The 18,196-nt window shown below is 68.5% G+C and carries 14 protein-coding genes; 7 read left to right on the top strand and 7 right to left on the bottom strand.

The genetic code is table 11. From position 1 onward, the window contains the following. Positions 1–7: 7 nt before the first annotated feature. From OV427_RS47310 to OV427_RS47295, 4 genes are all read right to left on the bottom strand, one after another. Positions 8–316, bottom strand: coding sequence for a hypothetical protein (locus OV427_RS47310; protein WP_267862844.1), 309 nt, complete (start codon positions 314–316; stop codon positions 8–10). Between the two features lie 269 nt (positions 317–585). Next, the gene (locus tag OV427_RS47305; protein ID WP_267862843.1) at positions 586–1,785 is read right to left on the bottom strand and encodes a cytochrome P450; all 1,200 of its coding nucleotides are present in this window, start codon (positions 1,783–1,785) and stop codon (positions 586–588) included. Continuing rightward, the gene (locus tag OV427_RS47300) at positions 1,782–3,296 is read right to left on the bottom strand and encodes a condensation domain-containing protein (protein ID WP_267862842.1); all 1,515 of its coding nucleotides are present in this window, start codon (positions 3,294–3,296) and stop codon (positions 1,782–1,784) included. The genes OV427_RS47305 and OV427_RS47300 overlap by 4 nt, the downstream gene beginning before the upstream one ends. Then, on the bottom strand, positions 3,293–8,287 hold the full coding sequence (locus OV427_RS47295; RefSeq protein ID WP_267862841.1) for a non-ribosomal peptide synthetase: 4,995 nt from the start codon (positions 8,285–8,287) through the stop codon (positions 3,293–3,295). The genes OV427_RS47300 and OV427_RS47295 overlap by 4 nt, the downstream gene beginning before the upstream one ends. Before the next feature lie 400 nt (positions 8,288–8,687). Here OV427_RS47295 and OV427_RS47290 point away from each other — a divergent pair, with 400 nt between their 5' ends. From OV427_RS47290 to OV427_RS47270, 5 genes are all read left to right on the top strand, one after another. After that, positions 8,688–8,939, top strand: a complete 252-nt coding sequence (locus OV427_RS47290) for a hypothetical protein (protein WP_267862840.1) — start codon at positions 8,688–8,690, stop codon at positions 8,937–8,939. Positions 8,940–9,011: 72 nt separating this feature from the next. Further along, on the top strand, positions 9,012–9,524 hold the full coding sequence (locus OV427_RS47285) for a sigma-70 family RNA polymerase sigma factor (RefSeq protein WP_267862839.1): 513 nt from the start codon (positions 9,012–9,014) through the stop codon (positions 9,522–9,524). Next, positions 9,521–10,237, top strand: a complete 717-nt coding sequence (locus OV427_RS47280) for a hypothetical protein (RefSeq protein WP_267862838.1) — start codon at positions 9,521–9,523, stop codon at positions 10,235–10,237. The genes OV427_RS47285 and OV427_RS47280 overlap by 4 nt, the downstream gene beginning before the upstream one ends. Beyond that, complete coding sequence (locus OV427_RS47275) at positions 10,234–11,763, top strand: caspase family protein (protein WP_267862837.1); 1,530 nt, start codon at positions 10,234–10,236, stop codon at positions 11,761–11,763. The genes OV427_RS47280 and OV427_RS47275 overlap by 4 nt, the downstream gene beginning before the upstream one ends. Before the next feature lie 75 nt (positions 11,764–11,838). After that, positions 11,839–13,644, top strand: coding sequence for a hypothetical protein (locus tag OV427_RS47270; RefSeq protein WP_267862836.1), 1,806 nt, complete (start codon positions 11,839–11,841; stop codon positions 13,642–13,644). Between the two features lie 41 nt (positions 13,645–13,685). On the opposite strand, the gene OV427_RS47265 is transcribed toward OV427_RS47270, so the two are convergent. Beyond that, positions 13,686–14,951 carry a cytochrome P450 gene (locus OV427_RS47265; protein WP_267862835.1) on the bottom strand — a complete coding sequence of 422 codons (1,266 nt, stop codon included), beginning with the start codon at positions 14,949–14,951 and terminating at the stop codon, positions 13,686–13,688. Between the two features lie 1,231 nt (positions 14,952–16,182). On the opposite strand from OV427_RS47265, the gene OV427_RS47260 reads away from it, so the two are divergent. Both OV427_RS47260 and OV427_RS47255 read left to right on the top strand, forming a co-directional pair. Continuing rightward, a complete protein-coding gene (locus OV427_RS47260; protein WP_267862834.1) occupies positions 16,183–16,452 on the top strand; it encodes a hypothetical protein in 270 nt (89 codons plus the stop codon). Positions 16,453–16,543: 91 nt separating this feature from the next. After that, the gene (locus OV427_RS47255) at positions 16,544–16,987 is read left to right on the top strand and encodes a hypothetical protein (RefSeq protein WP_267862833.1); all 444 of its coding nucleotides are present in this window, start codon (positions 16,544–16,546) and stop codon (positions 16,985–16,987) included. On the opposite strand, the gene OV427_RS47250 is transcribed toward OV427_RS47255, so the two are convergent. Both OV427_RS47250 and OV427_RS47245 read right to left on the bottom strand, forming a co-directional pair. After that, positions 16,950–17,546 carry a hypothetical protein gene (locus OV427_RS47250; protein WP_267862832.1) on the bottom strand — a complete coding sequence of 199 codons (597 nt, stop codon included), beginning with the start codon at positions 17,544–17,546 and terminating at the stop codon, positions 16,950–16,952. The genes OV427_RS47255 and OV427_RS47250 overlap by 38 nt on opposite strands. A 175-nt stretch (positions 17,547–17,721) precedes the next feature. Next, the gene (locus tag OV427_RS47245; RefSeq protein WP_267862831.1) at positions 17,722–17,976 is read right to left on the bottom strand and encodes a hypothetical protein; all 255 of its coding nucleotides are present in this window, start codon (positions 17,974–17,976) and stop codon (positions 17,722–17,724) included. Positions 17,977–18,196: the final 220 nt, after the last annotated feature.

Genomic DNA, 18,196 nt, shown 5'->3' with positions numbered 1-18,196 from the left:
CCCCGGCTCAGTGCGTCGCAGCGAGCGACTGCTGTAGTTTCGAGCCGAGCGCGTCGACGTCCTGCTGGAAGGACTCGGGTACCCCGTCGATGGCCTCGCAGAGGCCGCGCACCGCTGTGTCGCCGATGGTGAAGCCGCCCTGTGGGCACTTCTTGAGATCGGCGCGGAGGCTCACTGCGTTCCCGCTGGTGTTCGGGACCACGGTGACGGTGTATCGCCGGATGATGGTGGCCTGGACGTTACCGACGGTGCCGTAGAAAAAGGCGGTGTCCTGCCACCGCGTCTGGACGAGGCCGAGTTTCTCGTCGACATTCATGGGCTCCTGTCCGTTCGCGGCGAGCGTCCGAGCCACCACGCTGGTGGGCGACTCCGCCGTTGAGCCGACGCTGAATTGATAGGGGCGCTGGGCCTGCATGCAGCCCGTTGCGGTGGTGAGGGAAGCGAGTGTGACCAGGCCAATCCGTCGAAGGCTCCTGCATTCTCCAGTGGAATCGGGTCGACTCCAGGTGCGGAATCCCCGCGCCATTTTGATGGCGTTGGCCACCGGAAGACGAGCGCCATCTTGTGCCGGGCCTGCTTCTCTGACTACCAGGTGACAAGCAATTCGTGGGCGCCGATCAGGTTCTCGTCCTTCTTGAAGGGAATCTGCTCCAGGGGCACAGCCAGTCGCAGGTTCGGGATGCGCCGGAACAGGGTGTGGAATGTCACCTCGAGCTCGACGATGGCGAGCGTGCGACCCGTGCACAGGTGGATGCCGTGGCCGAAGGCGAAATTGCGATAGGGCTCGCGGTGGAGGTCCAGGCGGTCCGGCTCCGGGAAGACCGTCTCATCGCGGTTGGCCGAATCCGGTTGGGCGAGGACGCCTTCTCCGGCGCGGATGAGCTGGCCACCAATGGTGACATCTTCCATGGCGGCGCGTTGCCGACCCATATGGGACACGGTGACGTAGCGCAGGAGTTCCTGGACGGCGGCGGAGAGGGCGTCGGGCGTCTCCAGGGCGCGGAACCTGTCGCGCTGGTCCGGGTGGAGCAGCAGGGCCAGCACGCCCATTCCCACCATGTACCCGGACGGCCCATGCCCGGCGTAGAACAGCGCGTGGAACATGGCGGTGGCGTCCGGCACGCTCAGCTTTCCCTGCAGCACGTGCTCGGCCACGACGCGACCCACGAGCGTGTCGGTGGGCTCGCGCAGGTTCGCCTCCACCAATTGTTGGAAGTATGCATCCAGCTCGTCCAGGGCCTTCTCGGCCACCTCGCGCGACGAGGAGCGAGAGCCAATCGTGCGGCTGATGACGTGCAGGCGGTCCGCGTCCTCTCGGGACACGCCGAGCAGATCGCAGATGACACGCATGGCCACGGGAAGTGCGAAGGCGGAGACCAGGTCGGCCGGCCGGGGCCCGGCCAGCATCGCGTCGATGACCTCGTCGACGGTCTGCTGGATTCGCGGGCGCAGGGCCTCCATCCGTCGTGGCGCGAACTCCGGTACGAGCATGGCCCGCTGCGCCCGGTACTCCGCGTCGGGAAGGAACGGGAAGGGGAGGGGTCGACCCTGGCGGGCCGCGGAGGAGGGCGACGTGTGCGGAAACCCGGGCAGCGAGGAGTCCAGGCTCAGCCTCGGGTCACCCAGCGCCGCGAGGACGTCCTCGTAGCGGGTGAGGAGCCACGGCGTGTTGCCGTCCCACGTGCGAACGGGGCACACCGGAGCCTCCTTCCTGAGTCGCTTGTACTCGGGGGGAGGATCCAGGGGATGCTGCCAGTCCTTGGGCAATGGATAGGAATCGGTCATCGGGATGCTCCAGTTCGCTCGAGCCGAGCGGCGGCTCCCGCCGCGGTGGGGTTCTGGTACAGCTCTCGCAGCCCGAGGTCGCGACCCAGCTCGGTACGGACCCGGGCCGCGACGTCGATGAGCTGTAGGGAATGGCCGCCGAGGCGGAAGAAGTCGTCGTGGGGGTCGACCGCCGCGACCCCCAGCACGTCGGCGAAGATGCGGGTGAGGCGCTGCTCGGTCGTGGTGTGAGCCGGGCGCAGGCTCGACAGAGGCACCTCCGGAGCCGCGGCGCGCAGGACCTCCTCATACGAGGTCAGCAGGTCGTCGATGAAGGGAGCGTCGAACAGGCTCTCGTCGAACTCGGCCCAGACGGTGCACGTGCTGTCGCCGCGGTCCTCGACGCGAAGGGTGAGCTCGAACTTCGCCGTGGGGAGATCCCATCGTGGCTCGGTGACCGTGCAGCCATGCAATCCCAGCACGCCGGCCGTACCGGTCGGATGGTAGGCGAAGTTGACCTGGACGACGGGCGACCGCGTCGGATCTCTCGGGGGGGCGAGGTCGGCGACGAGCTGCTCGAAGGGCAGGTCCTTGTGGGCGTACGCGGCGACCGTGGCCTCGGATACCCGCGCGAGCAGCTCGCGGAAGGTCGGGTCGCCGCGCAGGTCGACCTGGAACACGACGGTATTGACGAAGAAGCCGAGCACTCGCTCGACCTCGGGCAGGCCCCGGTTGGCCACGGCCAGGCCCAGCAACACCTGCTGCCGGCCCGCGTGGCGCCCGAGGACGACGCCGCAGGCGGCGGACAGCACCGTGAACACCGTCTGCCGCTCGGCGCTCGCGAAGGCATGTACCGCCGAGGTGAGCTCGGCGGAGAGCACCCGGTGCATGCGCCGTCCTCGTCCCAGCGCGGGGCGGGGCGGGACCAGGTCGAGCACGAGGGGAATCCCGGACAGTCGCTGCCGCCACCAACGCGACAACTCCGCGCGCCGCGCTTCGGTGAGTTGCTCGCGCTGCCAGGCCGCCCAGTCCGCGTACTGCACGGGAAGCTCGGGCAGCGTCGTGGGCTCTCCGGTGACGGCCGCCTGATAGGCGATGGCCAGTTCCTCGAAGAAGACCTGCTGCGACCAGCCATCGGCCACCAGCAGGTGAACGAAGAACACGAGGAGGTGCGTCTCCGGATCCGCCCTGTGCACGGCGAGCCGCAGCAGCGGCCCGTGCTCGAGGTCGAACGGCTGGGACACCAGTGCTTCGGCGTGATGCAGCGCTTCGGCCTCGGTCGCCACGTCCACCACCCTCATGTCCCCCCGGGCCTCCTTCAACACGTGCTGGTGCGTCCCGAGCGGGAAGACGGTCCGCAAGGGCTCGTGCCGGGCGACCAGCGCCTCCAGGGCTGTACGCAGGGCCTCGGTGTCCAGCGGCCCCGTCACGCGGAAGCAGCGGGCCGAGCTGTGCGCGGCTCCCGTCGGGTCGACCCGGTGCAGGAAGCACAGGCGCTGCTGCGCGAACGACATGGGAAACGCGTTCGTCATGCGCGGGGCAGCCGCTTGATGGGGGTGGGCGCGGACGCAAGCGCGGTGAGTGCTTCGGCCAGTTGCGCGACGGTCGGACCCACGAGAATCGTGGCGAGACCGACCTCCCGACCCACCATCCTGCTCAGTCGCGAGGCGAGCCTCATGGCCTGCAACGAATGCATGCCCAGCGCGAGCAGGCTCTCGTGGACGCCAACCCGGGCCACGTTCAACAACTCCGCGACCATCTCCGCGATCCGGGTCTCGGCCTCGGTTCTCGGTGCGGTGAAGACCGCGTCAGGGACCCTGCCGGGCGCTGGCAGGAGGCGCCGGTCGATCTTCCCATGGGCGTTCAGGGGCCACGCGTCGAGGACCACGACTTCCGAGGGCACGAGGTGTCCTGGCAATCGGTGTGCCGCGTCCGCTCGCACGGCCTGCCCTGTCACCGCTGCTTCCGGTGTGGCCACCACGTAGCCGACGAGCCGGGGCTCCAGTCCCGTCCGGTCGACGACCACGAGGGCATCGGTCACCCCGGGATGCGCGGCGAGTCCAGCCCGCACCTCGGCCAACTCCACGCGGAAGCCGCGAATCTTCACCTGCTCGTCGGCGCGCCCCACGAACTCGAGGACGCCTCCGGGAAGCCACCGGCCCAGGTCTCCGCTGCGGTACAGCCGTCCGCCGGGCACCGGCCCGAACGGGTCCGCCACGAACCGCTCGGCGGTGAGCTCCGGCAGGCCGCGATAGCCTCGCGCGATGCCGGGCCCACCGATGTGGATCTCCCCGACCACGCCCGGCGGCACCACCTGTGAGTGCTCATCGAGCACCACGAGGTGGACGTCGGACAGCGCGCGGCCAATGGGCACGCTGGCGGCGCCCGTGTCGCGCCAGTCCTCGAGCCGGTGGCCGCTGGCCATGATGGTCGTCTCGGTGAGGCCGTAGACGTTGGTCGCCTTCGTGAAGCCCCTGTGCTTCAGCGCGCGGAACACGTCCGGGGAGAAGACATCCCCTCCGATGATCACCCGCTCCAGGGCATCGAAGGCTTCGGGCGCTTCGGCCACCAACTGGGGAATCACCGAGGGGGGAATCACCACGTGGGTGATGGACGTGCCGGTGAGGGCGCGCGCCAGGCCGCGCACGTCCCATCCCTGTGGCAGGAAGTGGAGCGCCGCGCCGTTCATCAGCGCCCCGAAGATCTCCAGCACGGAGGGGTCGAAGGAAGGCGACGTCAGGGCCAACACCGTCTTGCCCGGCTCCAGCTCGAGCGTGTCCGATTCGTGCAGCAGTGCCACGACCGACTGGTGCTCGACCTGGACGCCCTTGGGCCTGCCCGTCGAACCGGAGGTGTAGATGACGTACGCGATGTCGGAAGGACTTCCCGAGGGAAGGGGCAGCTCGGGCGCGTCGGTGACTTCCTCCATCACGATGACCGGGAGCTCCATGAGCCTTCCGGACAGGTTCTCCGTGGTGACCAGGGCGCGGGCTCCGGCCTCCCGGACGAGCCGCTCCATGTGGGGGAGGGGATGGTGGGGGTCCAGCGGGAGGAAGGCCGCTCCGGCCTTGAGCACGCCGAGTTGTGCCACGGCGAGCTGCTCGGAGCGGGGCACGCACACCGCGACCAGATCCTCACGGTCGATGCCCATCCTTCGAAGGTGGCGCGCCAGTCGCTCCGCCTCGTGCGTGAGCATGCGGTAGGTCATGGGCGGCTGACACGAGGTCACCGCGAGCGCATCGGGCGTGCGCCGAGCCTGGAGGTCGACGAGGTCTGGAACCCATCGCGGGGGGGCATCCCGCCGGGGCCCCGCGACGATGAGGGCTCGCTGGGCCGCCGCGTCCAGCATCGCCAGCCTGGACACGCGGGTCTCCGGGGCGGCGACGATGGAGTGCAGCAACTCCTGGTAGGCGGAGAGCATGCCGGTGATGAAGAAGTCGTCGAAGAGGTCGGAGTCGAACTCCCAGGCGAGCAGGAGGCCGCTCAGGGACGAGCGGGGGCTGGAGCGCAGCGGCGTGTCGGAACGGGGGATGTGGACGATGTCTCCAGCCAGCTTGCTGATGTGCCCTGGCTCCGCGTAGCGGGGCACCACGACGACGGACAGCTCGAACTTGGCCGAGCCGTTGCTGAGTCCCTCGACGATGGTGACATCGAGCGGGGCCGCATCGAGAGCGCCCACCGACGTGTCGTGGAAGTTGAACATGGCCTGGATCAACGGATTGAGCCCACCCTGGTGACGCGCGGGTGACTCCGCGAAGATCATCTCGTAGGGCAGTTCCTGGTGGTCATAGACCTCCAGGGCATTGCGCTTCACCCGCGCCAGGAGCTCCTCGAAGGAAGGATCTCCGTGCAGTTGGCCGCGCATGACGACCGTGTTGACGAACATGCCGAGCACGCTCTCGGTGTCCTGCCAGCGGCGGTTGGCGACGGCGGAGCCGACGAGCAGGTCGCGCGAGCCGGTGTAGCGGTGAAGCAGGACGAAGAAGGCGGCGAGCAGGGTGGTGAAGAGCGAGGTGTGATTCCGGTCCGCCAGCGCCTGGATACTCCGCGAGAGTTCGCCGTCGAGCTCCATTCGAGGCCCCACGCCCCGGAACCGTCTCGCCTCCGGAGCCGAGCGTCGTGGGAGCTGGAGCATCGTCTCGGCGCCCTCCAGTGCCTGACGCCAGAAGCGGCGTTGGGCGTCGGCGGCCTCGGTGGCACACCACTCCCGCTGCCAGCGGGCATAGTCGTAGTACTGGACGACGAGGTCGGGGCGCCGCACCTGTCCGTGGCGAACGTGGTCCGTGTAGCCGTTGAGCAGCTCGCGGACGAAGAGGTTGAAGGACCAGCCGTCGTGGACGACGTGGTGCTCGACATGGACGAAGACGTGCTCCTGGGGGCCGAGCTTGAGGAGGAGCCAGCGGAACGGCCTGCCCTCGGCGAGGGGGAAATGGGCCTGGACTCCGTCGCGAATGGCCTCACCCACCCGTGAGGCCACCTGCTCCGCGCTCACTGCGCTGAGGTCTTGGAGAGGGACCCGTACCTCCCAGGGCGGCTCCAGCTCGCAGCGCAGCTCTCCGTCGACCTCCGGGAAGCGGGAGCGGAGCACGTCGTGGCGGCGGACGATGTCAGTGAGGCTGGCGTGAAGCGCGGCGAGGTCCAGGTCGCCCTCGAGACGAAGGACCGCTTGGGAGTGATAGGCCCGGGCGTCTGGGTTGAGCTTGTGCATCAGCCACACCCGCTGCTGGCCGAAGGAGGGAACGAGCGCGGTCCCGGCCTCCGCCACCCGGGGGCCCGGGTCCCCCACGTCATGCCGTTCACCCAGCCGCGCGGCGATTTCCGCGACCGTGGGCGCCTGGAGGACGGCGCTCAACTCGATGTGCGCCCGCATCTCGCGCCGCACCCGGGCGACGAGCTGGGTGGCGAAGAGGGAGTGTCCTCCCAGCTCGAACAGGTTGTCGTGGCGTCCCACCCGCTCCATCCCGAGCAGCGCCGCCGCGATTGCCGCCAGTGCGACTTCCACGGGCGACTGGGGCGGCTGGTAGTCGGTGCGCTCCGAGCGCCGCGGTCGTGGCAGAAGGGCACGGTCGACCTTGCCACTCGTGGTCAGGGGCCATGCATCGACTTGAACCAATACATCTGGCACCAGGTAGCCAGGGAGCCGACGCCGGAGCTCCGCGAGCAGTGTGTCCACCCGGAGCACCGCCCCGTCGACCGGGAGCACGTAGCCCAGGAGCCGCTCTCCCGTGCGGTCGATGAGGGCGACCGCGTCACGCACGCCTGGGAGGGTGATGAGCGCTGATTCAATCTGACCCAGTTCAATACGCGCACCGCGGACCTTCACCTGGTCATCGCGCCGGCCGAGGAACTCGAGGCTGCCGTCCGGGAGCACCCTGCCCATGTCGCCGCTGCGATACAGGCGACGTCCTGGAAGGGGGGAGAAGGGATCCGGGATGAAGCGCTCGGCGGTGAGCGCGGGGCGTCCGAGATAGCCGCGTCCGACGCCCTCGCCACCCAGGCACAGCTCTCCGGGAGTCCCATCGGGGACGGGCCGCAGGTGCTCGTCGAGGATGACGGCGTGGCAGTGGGAGATGGGCCGGCCGATGGAGACGCGCTCGGAGTCCTGGGGGCCCGCGGAGTGGAGCGTGCTGGCCACCGTCACCTCGGTCGGGCCGTAGCCGTTGACGAAGTGGTGGAATGCGCCCCACTGCCGAGCGGTCTCCGGGAGGCAGACGTCGCCGGTGCTCATGACCGTCCGAAGGTCGGTGAATCGGCCGGGTTGCAGGGTGCGAAGGACGGTCGCGGGAAGCACCGCATGGGTGATGCGGCGATTCAGCAGGACCTCGGCCAGGGGCTCGCCGGAGATGCGCGACTCGTCGATGGTCTCCAGGCGCCCTCCGTTGGGGAGCGCCATCAAGAGGTCGAACAAGGAGGCATCGAAGGAGGGATGAAAGAACTGAAGCACGCGAGCGTCCGGCCCCAGCGTGCCGAGGAAGTCGCGCTGGGCGTGGATGAGGTTGGCGACGCCACGATGCTCGGTCATGACGAGCTTGGGCTCACCGGTCGAGCCGGAAGTGCAGATGATGTACGCGAGGTCTTCCGGTGCGAGCACGACCTCCTCGGGTCCTGGCGCGACAGCAGGGGACGCCTCTCCGAGGTCGAGGAAGGGCAGGCCTGGAACGGCGTTGTCACGTGACAGGCCGGCCACGAGCCTGGCCCCGGCCCGCTGGATGATGTCCTGCCGCCAGGAGGGCGGATGTGCTGGGGCCAGCGGAAGGTAGGCCGCGCCGACCCGCCAGACGGCAAGCACGAGCTCGATGAAGGAGGGGCCTCGATCCAGGACGAGCGCGACCACATCTCCACGCCCCAGCCCATGTGCCCGGAGCCTTTCAGCCAGGGCCTGCGTGCGCGACCGCAGCCGCGCGTAGGTCACCTCGACGGAGGCGTCCGAGAGCGCGATGCGCTCGCCATGCAGTCGCGACTGCTCGTCAATCCAGTCCACCGCCGACCGCCAGGGACCCGGGGCGCCCCCGCCCTCGCGCACGGAGGCCTCCGTTCGCCTTTCGTTCGGGCCCGCTTCGGGGGCGATCGGGGTGCGGGATTCGAGCGCCCAGGGACTCTTCAGTCGGAGGCTGGTGAGCAGACGCTCGTATTCTGTTCCTGTGACCAGGGAGGGCGGGGGGGTGGAAGGCAACGATGTCTCCTGGGGGCAATCTGGATCGCGACTGCCGCGGCGAGCATCGACTCGGCGGTCCGGGGGGGCGCGGACCGTAGCACGCGGGCGCGTGTGGCTCGGGGTGTCCAGGAGGTGGTGCCTCTCGCGAGGCACTGTTGCTACTGGGAAATTCATACTTCCCTGGAAACCTGGACACCGCTCCGAGGCCTGATGCAAGGTCCAGTTCCCCGAGGGTGGCTGTCGCCCTCTTTGCGCCGGAGTTCACATCATGCGTCGCTTCGTCGTGCTGGTTTCTCTGCTGGGGCTATCCGCGTGTGGTGGTGTCGAGTCCGCTGAGAGCGAGCAGGCGGCCCTCTCCGAGACAGGGCAGGAACTCTGCACCGGGAATACGTGGGAGTGCTTCTGTGCCACGTACAAGACGCAGGCGACGTGCACCCAGGCGTCCTCGCCCAATGGCTGGCACTGTTACTGGCAGTCGGCCACGGCGACCGCGGGCCGCTGTCTGCCGACGTACGAGTAACACGTCACTCTTTTTTCGCCGGGCAGGTTCCCACGCTGGCCCGCTCGCGTGTCCAAGTCGCGTGGAGCCCAAATGGCACGAGGACTGAGCGCCTCGGAGCTCAAAGCCATCTATGAAATCTACGCGTCCACGGTCCACCGTCGGGCCAGGGCCCTGCTCGGCCGTGACTCGGATGCGTGGGATGCCGTGCAGGAGGTCTTCTGCCGCCTGCTGGAGTCCGGGGCCGCGTTCCGCGCGGAGGCACGCCCCATGACCTACATCTACCGCGTCACCACGAATGTCAGCCTCAACCTGCTCAGGTCCCGCGCACTGAGGGACGTGGTCGTGGGTGGAGCCCTGCCCTGGGACGAAGTGGGAGCGGAGCCCGGAGAAGTGGAGGCCCGCAACCTCCTGCGGGCCCTGTCGCGGGAACTGGATGCGCGCGCACTCCAGATTGCCACGCTCCACTTCATGGACTCGCTCACCCAGGAGGAAATCGTGGAGGTGGTGGGGCTGTCCCGGAAGACGGTGGGCAAGGTGCTGGAGCAGGTGCGAGCGCGGGCGCGCGAGCTCGCCGTGGAGCCCCAGCGCGGAGCGGTGTCATGAGCGAGCACCTGTCCGACCTCGTGCTGGATGAGCTGGCCCTGGGAGGCAGGCCCCTCCCGGCGCACGTGGACGCCTGCGCACGGTGCCGTGCTCGGCTCGACCGGTTTCGCGAAGCGGGCGCGGCCCTCAGCGCCTCGGGAGAATTTCCTCGCACGCTGGCGAACGTGCTGGAGGGCGCGAAGCCCGCCGCGCCCGAGCGCTCCGGGTTCCACTGGCTTCGGTACGTCGCGCCCATCGCCGTGGCCGCGGGCCTCGCCACGGTGGTGCTGCTCCGTGAGCCGGACGACGGCGTGCGTGTGAAGGGCGGCCCCTTCGTCTCGCTCGTGCGACAACGCGACGGCGCCGTGGACGCGAGCCTCGTGCCCGGGGACGTGGTGACGCTCTCCGTGCACGCGGCGCCGCACCGGTACGCGCTCGTGCTCGTCACCGATGCGGCGGGGAGGGTGTCCGCGCTCTGGCCCGCGCGCGGCGACAGGAGCGGAGAGCCATTCGCGCTCCCCGCGACGCCCACCTTCGTCGTCACCCCGGGCAGCTTCACCCTCGACGCATACTTCTCCGACGCGCCCCTTGCGCTCGTCCGGGTACGTGAGGGCCTCGCGAGCGCGGCCGCCATGTGTCTTGCCCGGCACCAACCTCCGGACTGCGAGCCTCCCTCCCCGGTGGAGGGCGCGGCGCGCCACCACCGCCTCGCCGTCTCCGTGGACTCCCCATGATGCTCGTCACGCTGCTGACCGCCGTGCTGCTGTCCCAGGCTCCCGAGCAGGCGGAGCCGCTCCCCCGGCGCTACGCGCTGCTGGTGGGGGCCAACGAGGGACTCGGCGCGGACGAGCCCCTGCGCTTCGCGGATGCGGACGCGCGCCGCGTGATGACGGTGTTCCGCGACGCGGGTGGGCTCGTCGCGGATGATGCCCAGCTCGTCGTCGGGGCGAATGCGGAGCGGGTGAAGGCCGCGCTGGGCGTGCTGCGCGAGCGCATGGCCCGAGAGGCCGGCCCGGCGGACCAGCTCCTCGTCTACGTGTCGAGCCACGCGGATGGAGACTCCCTGCACCTGTCCGGAACGCAGCTCCCCGTGAAGGAGTTGGTCCAGTTCATGGAGCAGGCCCCCGTGGGCGTGGCGGTGATGTTCATCGACTCGTGCCGCTCCGGGCGGGCCACGCGCGTGAAGGGCCTGCAGCCCGTGGAGGAGCGGCTCGTGCATTGGTCCGCGCCCGCCCTCCAGGGCCGCGTCATCGTCACCTCGTCGAGCGCGGACGAGCTGTCCCAGGAGTCAGACGACATCCAGGGCTCGTTCTTCACGCACCACCTGCTCGCGGGGCTGCGCGGCGCGGGGGATGTCTCGCGCGACGGGCGCGTCACACTGCAGGAGGCCTATGCGTATGCGTACGGGCGCACGGTGGAGTCCACGCTCCTCACGCGCGCCGGCAGCCAGCACCCGGCCTTCCTCTTCGACTTGAAGGGGCAGGGCGAGCTGGTCCTCACCGCGCCCGTCTCCGCGTCCAGCCGGCTCATCATCACCGTGCCAGAGCCCGGCGAGTGGGTGGTGGCCTCGGAAGAGGGCGGCGTGGTGATGGGCATCTTCTCCAAGGGCAGCGGGCCGGTGATGCTCGCGGTGCCACCGGGAGGCTACCGCCTGCGCGTGCGGCGCGAGGCGTCCTGGCTGGAGACGCGTGTCACCGTACCGGCGCAAGGCGTTGCGACGGTGGATGCGTCAGTGCTCCGCCAGGGCACGCTCATCGCCATGCGTGACAAGGGAGCTGGAGACACCTGGCGTGGCGGGGTGCACGTGGGCCCCGTGCTCGCGAATGGGACGGGCCGCAACTTCTCCGAGGCTCTCGGCGCCCAGGTCCTGGCCGTGCTGCGTGGCCCCTCCGAGTCAGGCTTCTTCAATGCCTTCTCCGCGACGGCGGTCTGGCGCATGGGTGACTCCATACAGGATGCGTCCCTCCGTCAGCGCGAGTACGAGCTTCGCCTGGGCCTCGGACATCGCATCAGCAATCCGAGTGCCGTCCTCGTCTTCGGCCCGGAAGCGGGCGCGGTCCTCATCGACCAGCAGGGAGGAGGCATCTCGAAGTCGGGCCTTGCGCCCTACGGCGGCGTGGGTGCTTCAGCCTGGGTCGGCCCGGGACGGCTGACCTTCGTGGCTACCGGTGCGCTGGGCGTGGCGGCGATTCCCGAGGCGGCGGGTACTCGCCTCACGACGCGCTTCGCCGGCGGCGCGGGCCTCGGTTGGCGATTCTGACCGGTGCGGGTTCCCAGCGGATCCGGGTCATGTGTCCAAGAGGATGATCCGAGGCACCCGCCACAAGGAGCTCTCATGTACCGCCTGCCCCGTCTCCGGCACCGAATCCTCGCACCGCTCGCCGCCGCTCACCTGCTCGCCCTGTCCGGTTGCGGGTCGCTCTCCGAGGGCGGGCCTCCTCCCACACCCGAGCCGCTCGCTCCGGACACGCTGGTCCTCGACATCAATGGAGAGAAGGAGTGGGAATACGCTCGGGGTCAGGTCCTCATCACCGTGCAGACGACCGGCCCCACTCCCGACACGGTGGAGTTGCTCCACCGTGGGAAGCCGCTGGCAACGATGCTGCCTCCGTTCCAGTTCACCTGGGATACGACCTCGGAAGAGGAGGGCGCCCACCCACTCACGGCACGCGCGAAGTGGAGTGAAGTGACGTTCACGAGCAAGGTCCACACCGTGGTGGTGGACCGCACTCCCCCCGTGTTCTTCGGGGCCTTCCCTGGCTCCGTCTCCTCGGTCCCCTTCAACAACCAAAACTTCGGAGTGTACTTCTCCGAGGCGATCCTGCCTTCGAGCCTGCCGGGTTCCCAGATCAAGTATCAGAGTAACGATCGATTCATCAATTCCGCGGTAACGCAGGATGAGTTCGGGTACATCCTGAACGCAACCCATCCAGCCCTCGAATCGAGTGGATACGCGCATACGCGCTCCGCCGTCTTTCACGCGGAAGGCCTCACCGACCTCGCGGGCAATCCGTTGGTGATGCCTGGAGGAGCGGATCTCTCCTGGTCGTGGAACGTGCTGGCGTACTCGCATCATCACGTCGTCGGGTCGGCCGCCGGTCGCGTGGCCATGGCGGCGGGCGCAGGTGGTGCTCACGTCATCGCCTTCGCGAGCGGGGAGATTTCGCGGGGAAGGAATATCCACGTGCGGCAGTGGACCGAGAAGGGGGGAGGCGACATTGGAGGGCCACTCGTGGCGGGAACGAGCACGGACACCACCAGCGTGCGCGACCCCGTGGTGCAGGTGGGCTCGGATGGCCAGCCCATCGTGGCATTCCTCCAGCGGGAAAGGGACGACGTGGGATTCGCGCTCCACGTCTTCCGTTGGAGCTCGACGAAGTGGCTCTCCGTGGGGGATCGGGTGGATGCCCCCGAGGACGGTGAGGTCCTGGGTGCGGCACTGGTCCTCGACCGCCTGGGAAGACCCGTGGTGGCGTGGAGCACGCCACGGGGCATTCACGCTGCTCGCTTCGAGACGGACCAATGGAAGGAACTGGGGGGTGCGCTTCCGTCGCATGCCGCCGCGCTCGCGCCCGCACTGGCGGTCGACCCGGAGGGACGGGTCATCGTGGCCTGGGTCGGAGCCGTGGACGCGCAATCCGAAACGGGCCTCTTCGTGCGGCGCTGGCAGGAGGACACCGGCTGGGCGCCAGTGAAGACGGGAGAGCCCATCCGGGAGCACGACTTCGGGCCGGACATGACCTTCGAAGCCCCCAGGGTGGCCATTGATTCGTCGGGAGAACCGCTGGTGGTGTGGGCCGAGCACCATACCTATGGCCCCGGAGACAGCCGTGGATGGATCTGCTCAGCACGGGTCTCGGCCCTTGATTCGGATTGGCTCACGAGCTCCTTCGACGCGGATGCCAGCGGGTACAACGTCAGGCCCGAGGTTGCTCCGGCGGTCGCGGTCGACACGAGCGGGCGCGAGTGGATCTCGTGGACGAACCGCAGGCTCAAGATCCGGGACGTGAGTCACAACGACCCGGAGGAGGCCGTGGCGGAAGAAACGCAAGCCGGGCCCGCCGCCCTGGTGGTGGACGCGGAGGGCCGGACGGTGCTGGCCTGGTCGACTGGCGGCGTCGTCACCGTTGCCCGGAAATGAGGAGAGGCCGCCAGTGCGGCCTCGCGGGCTGTGACCTCACGTCAGAGGGCCTGGAGCGCCTGGACGTCCCACGCGACGTCGAGGCTCTCGTGCCTGCGGACGGTGACGCTCTTCAGGAAGCCCGGCTTCTGCCCCGGTACGAGCCGGAGCCCCGGCAGACTCCGGAGCAGGGCCTCCAATGCCAGACGTGCCTCGAGCCGTGCCAGCGGCGCGCCGATGCAGAAATGGAGGCCCTGCCCGAAGGCGAGGTGCTTCTTGACGTCAGGCCGCCGGATGTCGAAGCGCTCCGGCTCTTGGAAGCGGGCCTCGTCGCGGTTGGCCGACGCGTAGATGATTCGGATGTGGGCTCCCCTGGGAATGGAGACTCCGCCGAGCTCCACCGTCTCCAGCGCCGTACGGAACATGGCATGCACGGGGGAGATCATCCGCACCGCCTCCTCGACCGCACCCGCGATGAGGCCCGGGTCGTCCCGGAGTGCCCGCAGCTGCGCCGGATTCTCGAGCAGGAGCTCCACCGCGCCCACGATGAGGCCCGCGGTCGTCTCGTGTCCCGCGAAGTGCACCTGCATCAGCAGGCTCACCAGCTCCGCCATGCTCATGGGCGGCGTCATCTCCTGCGCCCCGGTGACGATGTCGCTCATCAGGTCCTCCCGGGGAGAGGTCTTCCGCTCCTCGAGCGCCGCGGCGAGATAGCGCTGGAACTCGACCACGCCTCGCGCGCACACGACCTGGTGCTCCACGGGGCCATGTGCCGCGAGGACCGTGGTCAGCTCGTCGGACCAGCGCCGGAACCTGTGGATGTCCGAGCGGGGGATTCCGAGAATCTCCGCGATGATGCTGGACGACAGTGGATGCGCGAACCGGAGGAACAGGTCCCCCCGCCCCTCATGCCGGAAGGAGTGGATGAGCTCGTCCACGAGGGTGCGGATGAACGGCTCCTTCTCCGCGAGGCGCCGCCCGGTGAAGGCCTTGCTGACGAGGCTCCGGAAGCGCGCATGCGCTGGAGCGTCATTGTCGACGAGGCTGGGCACCAGGGGATAGCCGTCCATCAGCGCGGAGACCACCTCCGGCGGAGTCGTCGCGGCGCCCACCGTGATGGACTCGGCGGACGAGAAGCGTGCGGTATCGGCGACCACCGCGCTGATGTCCGCATGGCGCGTCACCACCCACGACCCCAGCGCCGGGCTGAAGAACACCGGCTCCTCCCGTCGTGCACGCGCCAGGAACGGGTGGGGATTCTCGAGGTGCGGAGAGTCGAGCGGGTGGTACTCGGCACCGAGTCCTGAAGGGGCATGGGGATTGGACATACGTGCGCTGACCTCAACGGTTCGTGGGGTGGGGTGCGGGACAGCGGGCCGCACGAGGACGGCATCGCGCGGCATTTCGGCTCCGCCGAGGAGCTCATCACCCAGGATAGGAAGGTCCCAGGTTCCAGAGAACCTGGTGCCCTTGAATAGTGGAGGCGGCGGGAATCGAAGCCGCACGGGCGGATTTGGTCCCTACTCGGGCCACATGCCGCCCACCCGGTTTCCCCTATGAAAACAGGGGTGCCCTCCCGTCCGGGAGCGTCCAAGCGCGTCCGCTCGGTTTGGTCCTTTTTTGTGGTCCCTTGCGAAGTGTGTCCGCGCGCTGCAAAAGCGCTGCGGGGTGCCGCCACTCGATGCGCGATGTAAGCCAGGACTTTGCCGGGCGTCGCTTCGGGGCCTTGGAACCCTGCTGGTGCGCAGCATCAGCCAGCACCCGAGCACCGCGTCATTTCGGGGCCGTTGCGCCTGTTCATACCGAGCCACCTCGGAGCGCGTGGAGCCTGCCGGTGCGCAGCAGCGGCCAACATCGCGCCACCTCGGAGGCCGTGGAGCGTGCCCGGCGCGCGGTGACGGCCAGGGTGCGTGCCGAGCACCACCTTGGGGCCGTCGTGCCTGCCCGCGCCGAGCACCACCTCGGGCTGTAGCGACCGTCCGCACACTGCACATCAGCGCGGCCCAGGGTTTCGCCCACGCTGCGTACCTCGGGGCATGGCGCCTGCCCAGGTTGGGCAAGACGTTTCGGGCCGCGCACCACCTCGGAGCCGGGGTGCCCGCCCAGTGTGCGGCAGCCGCGAGCGCCCCTGCCGAGCGCCACCTCAGGGCCGTGAATTGTCGGAGCTACCGCGCCCGCTTCTTCCGCGCTCCGGGCTGCATGTTGGCCGCAACCAACGCCAGCGTGCGCACTGCGCGCGGACTGAGGACGGACGCACGCCGCACGAGGCGACGCATCCATGCGCTTCGTACATGTTCGCCGTGCCCCGTGGTGACGGGGTGTCCACCGTTCATGGGCCCGCAGCCGGGCAGCTCCGCTCCATTCGCAGTGGGGACGGAGCGCGCAGGACTCTGACGCGGTGTCCGTCTGGTGTGCTCCACCAGCTCGGCAGGCCGCTCCCTCTTCGCTTCTCCAGACGGGGCACGGCGATCAGTTACATCTCGTCGGTGGGCGCCGCGTTGGCGTTACGCCACCAAGCACGAGCGGTGCTAGGGTCGTCTGCTCAGCCTGGAGACCGCGATGGATGCAGACCTGTTTGGAGTCATCTACTGGGAGAGCAACACCAACAAGATGGCCGCAGGGGGCGAGCTGGGCTCCGAGTGGCACATCCGCGTGGAGAACGCGTCCCCGAATGCGCGCCAGTTCATTGGTCGCACGTTGGAGGTGACGCCGGTGCCGGACATCCGGAACTTCCAGGACCGGCGCGTTGCGATGAACGCGCAGATCGTCCAGGGCGGCGTCTCCCGACGCCGCCCTGTCGTGCGCATCAAGGGCATTTCCCTCCGCTGACCCAGGGAAGCGTCCTCGCCGTTGAATTGTAAACGCCCTGGCGGCCGTGTACCGTCTATGAGCCGGTGGTTTTGCCGGCTCGGAGGGGCCAATGCCAATCGTCGATCATACAGTGCCTGTAAAGCCAATTACGTTCGTGCCTAGGGAACACAGGCAGGGAGACAACGACTTCTGGGGCAAGGTCGATATCCATGTCTGGGCGCGCGTGCACGTCAGGGACGACCGGCGAGCGTTCCGGATTGAATACGGAATGTCCGCAACCGAGGCGGGGTGGGACTACACGACTGTCGTTGGCTCGGCTGTGACGCCGGAGTATGTGCTGCCTGGCCCCGGGGTGATCAAAGATGTCCTGACGAAGCAGTCGGAGGTTCGCTACCGGGATACCACCTGGGAGAAGGACGTGTTCCACGGTCAGCCCAACGATCTCGTGGCCCGCTGGGTGATTCAGGGCGACCGGAACGGTCCTGACGTCGGATTCGCGAGCATGTACATGGAGTTCAATCCGGTCGTCCTCCGGATTGATACGGGCCGCTGATACCTGGGCGGCAACGTCGACGGGTCCTGTTGCCCGCGTCCAGCTTGCCTGGATGCTCGCGGCGAGCCCCCAGCGCGCACCACGAGGCGCGCGTCGATGTGGCCCTCGTCCAGTTTGCCTGGACGCTCGCCACGAGCCCCAGCACTCGCCACGAGCCGTGCGTCGACGGTGGCCCGCTCGTCTGGCCTGGACACGCGCCACGAGCCCCTAACGCGCGCACCACGAGTGGCGCGTAGCCCGGCCCTCGTCTCACGGCGTCGGCGCAAATCCGCCCGCACTGTTGGCGCGCGGCGTCCGTGCCCTTTCGCGCGCCCGCGAACCGCTCCGGGCCCGCCAGCATCGGCTCGCCGCCGTGGAAGGTGACGCTGACGCTCTTGACCTTCTGCTGCACCGCCAGTTCCGAAATCTGGGCGGCGGCGGCATCCAGTACATCCAGTGGCATCACCTTCGCCTTGGTGCGGAAGGTAGTGTCCTTCAGGTTGAAGATGTAGCAGTAAGAGCAATTGATGTTGCAGAACGAAGTGCTCTTCAGGATGTAGTTGTTGATCGCAGTGGTCATTACTGCCTCGTCTTCAAAGCCAAGGACGATGAAGATGGAGCCCTCCGCGCAGCGGAGGGCCCCAGGCCAATGTTCCCACTCTCCAAGTGCGTCAAACTATTCCCCCAAGAAGCAGCCCCGGGAGACACGCACTCATGAGGTTGTCCAACTACGGCACCAGCGGAGACACCTGGGACTATGCTTCCTCTGTCTCGTCGGCCGTATGGGCTTGGGTGTAGCTCTCCGTGTAGGTCTGGTTGTAGGTCTGGCCGTATTGCTGCGCCAAATCGTCCGACCCATCAGGAGTTTGCTGGGCCAGGATGATGGCCTCATTGAGGATGGGGTGCTCGACGGAGACGGACGAGGCCGCGGCTCCCTTCAGGATGGCCAGCTGGTTGAGGGGCTCAGCGGAGGCGGTGGCCGGGGGCGCCAGCAGCAGGGGTGCCGCCACGGTCAGCGCGGTGACGGCCTTGGAGATATTCTTCAGCGAGCCCTCAGGCGCCCGCGCGGTCTCCTCGTTCTCGTTGGTCTTGGGGTTGGCGGACTTCGATTCGGTCTCTTTCTTCCACGCACTCCTTTTGATGAGGAGGACTGCCCGATGACGTGGCTGCTACCATCGTGCAGTCCAGGCCCTGGGGACGCAGCCACACTTGGAGTGCTGATTGGATTCC

It is taken from the genome of Pyxidicoccus sp. MSG2 (assembly GCF_026626705.1).
Classification (GTDB): Bacteria; Myxococcota; Myxococcia; order Myxococcales; family Myxococcaceae; genus Myxococcus.
The sequence above is the reverse complement of the archived record's forward strand: the minus strand, read 5'-3'. Positions and strand labels throughout refer to the sequence as shown.

Excerpts from the sequence above, each read along its gene's own strand:
- OV427_RS47310 (WP_267862844.1), bottom strand. The coding sequence starts at position 316 with ATGAATGTCGACGAGAAACTCGGCCTCGTCCAGACGCGGTGGCAGGAC.
- OV427_RS47305 (WP_267862843.1), bottom strand. The coding sequence starts at position 1,785 with ATGACCGATTCCTATCCATTGCCCAAGGACTGGCAGCATCCCCTGGAT.
- OV427_RS47300 (WP_267862842.1), bottom strand. The coding sequence starts at position 3,296 with ATGACGAACGCGTTTCCCATGTCGTTCGCGCAGCAGCGCCTGTGCTTC.
- OV427_RS47290 (WP_267862840.1), top strand. The coding sequence starts at position 8,688 with ATGCGTCGCTTCGTCGTGCTGGTTTCTCTGCTGGGGCTATCCGCGTGT.
- OV427_RS47285 (WP_267862839.1), top strand. The coding sequence starts at position 9,012 with ATGGCACGAGGACTGAGCGCCTCGGAGCTCAAAGCCATCTATGAAATC.
- OV427_RS47280 (WP_267862838.1), top strand. The coding sequence starts at position 9,521 with ATGAGCGAGCACCTGTCCGACCTCGTGCTGGATGAGCTGGCCCTGGGA.
- OV427_RS47275 (WP_267862837.1), top strand. The coding sequence starts at position 10,234 with ATGATGCTCGTCACGCTGCTGACCGCCGTGCTGCTGTCCCAGGCTCCC.
- OV427_RS47270 (WP_267862836.1), top strand. The coding sequence starts at position 11,839 with ATGTACCGCCTGCCCCGTCTCCGGCACCGAATCCTCGCACCGCTCGCC.
- OV427_RS47265 (WP_267862835.1), bottom strand. The coding sequence starts at position 14,951 with ATGTCCAATCCCCATGCCCCTTCAGGACTCGGTGCCGAGTACCACCCG.
- OV427_RS47260 (WP_267862834.1), top strand. The coding sequence starts at position 16,183 with ATGGATGCAGACCTGTTTGGAGTCATCTACTGGGAGAGCAACACCAAC.
- OV427_RS47255 (WP_267862833.1), top strand. The coding sequence starts at position 16,544 with ATGCCAATCGTCGATCATACAGTGCCTGTAAAGCCAATTACGTTCGTG.
- OV427_RS47250 (WP_267862832.1), bottom strand. The coding sequence starts at position 17,546 with ATGACCACTGCGATCAACAACTACATCCTGAAGAGCACTTCGTTCTGC.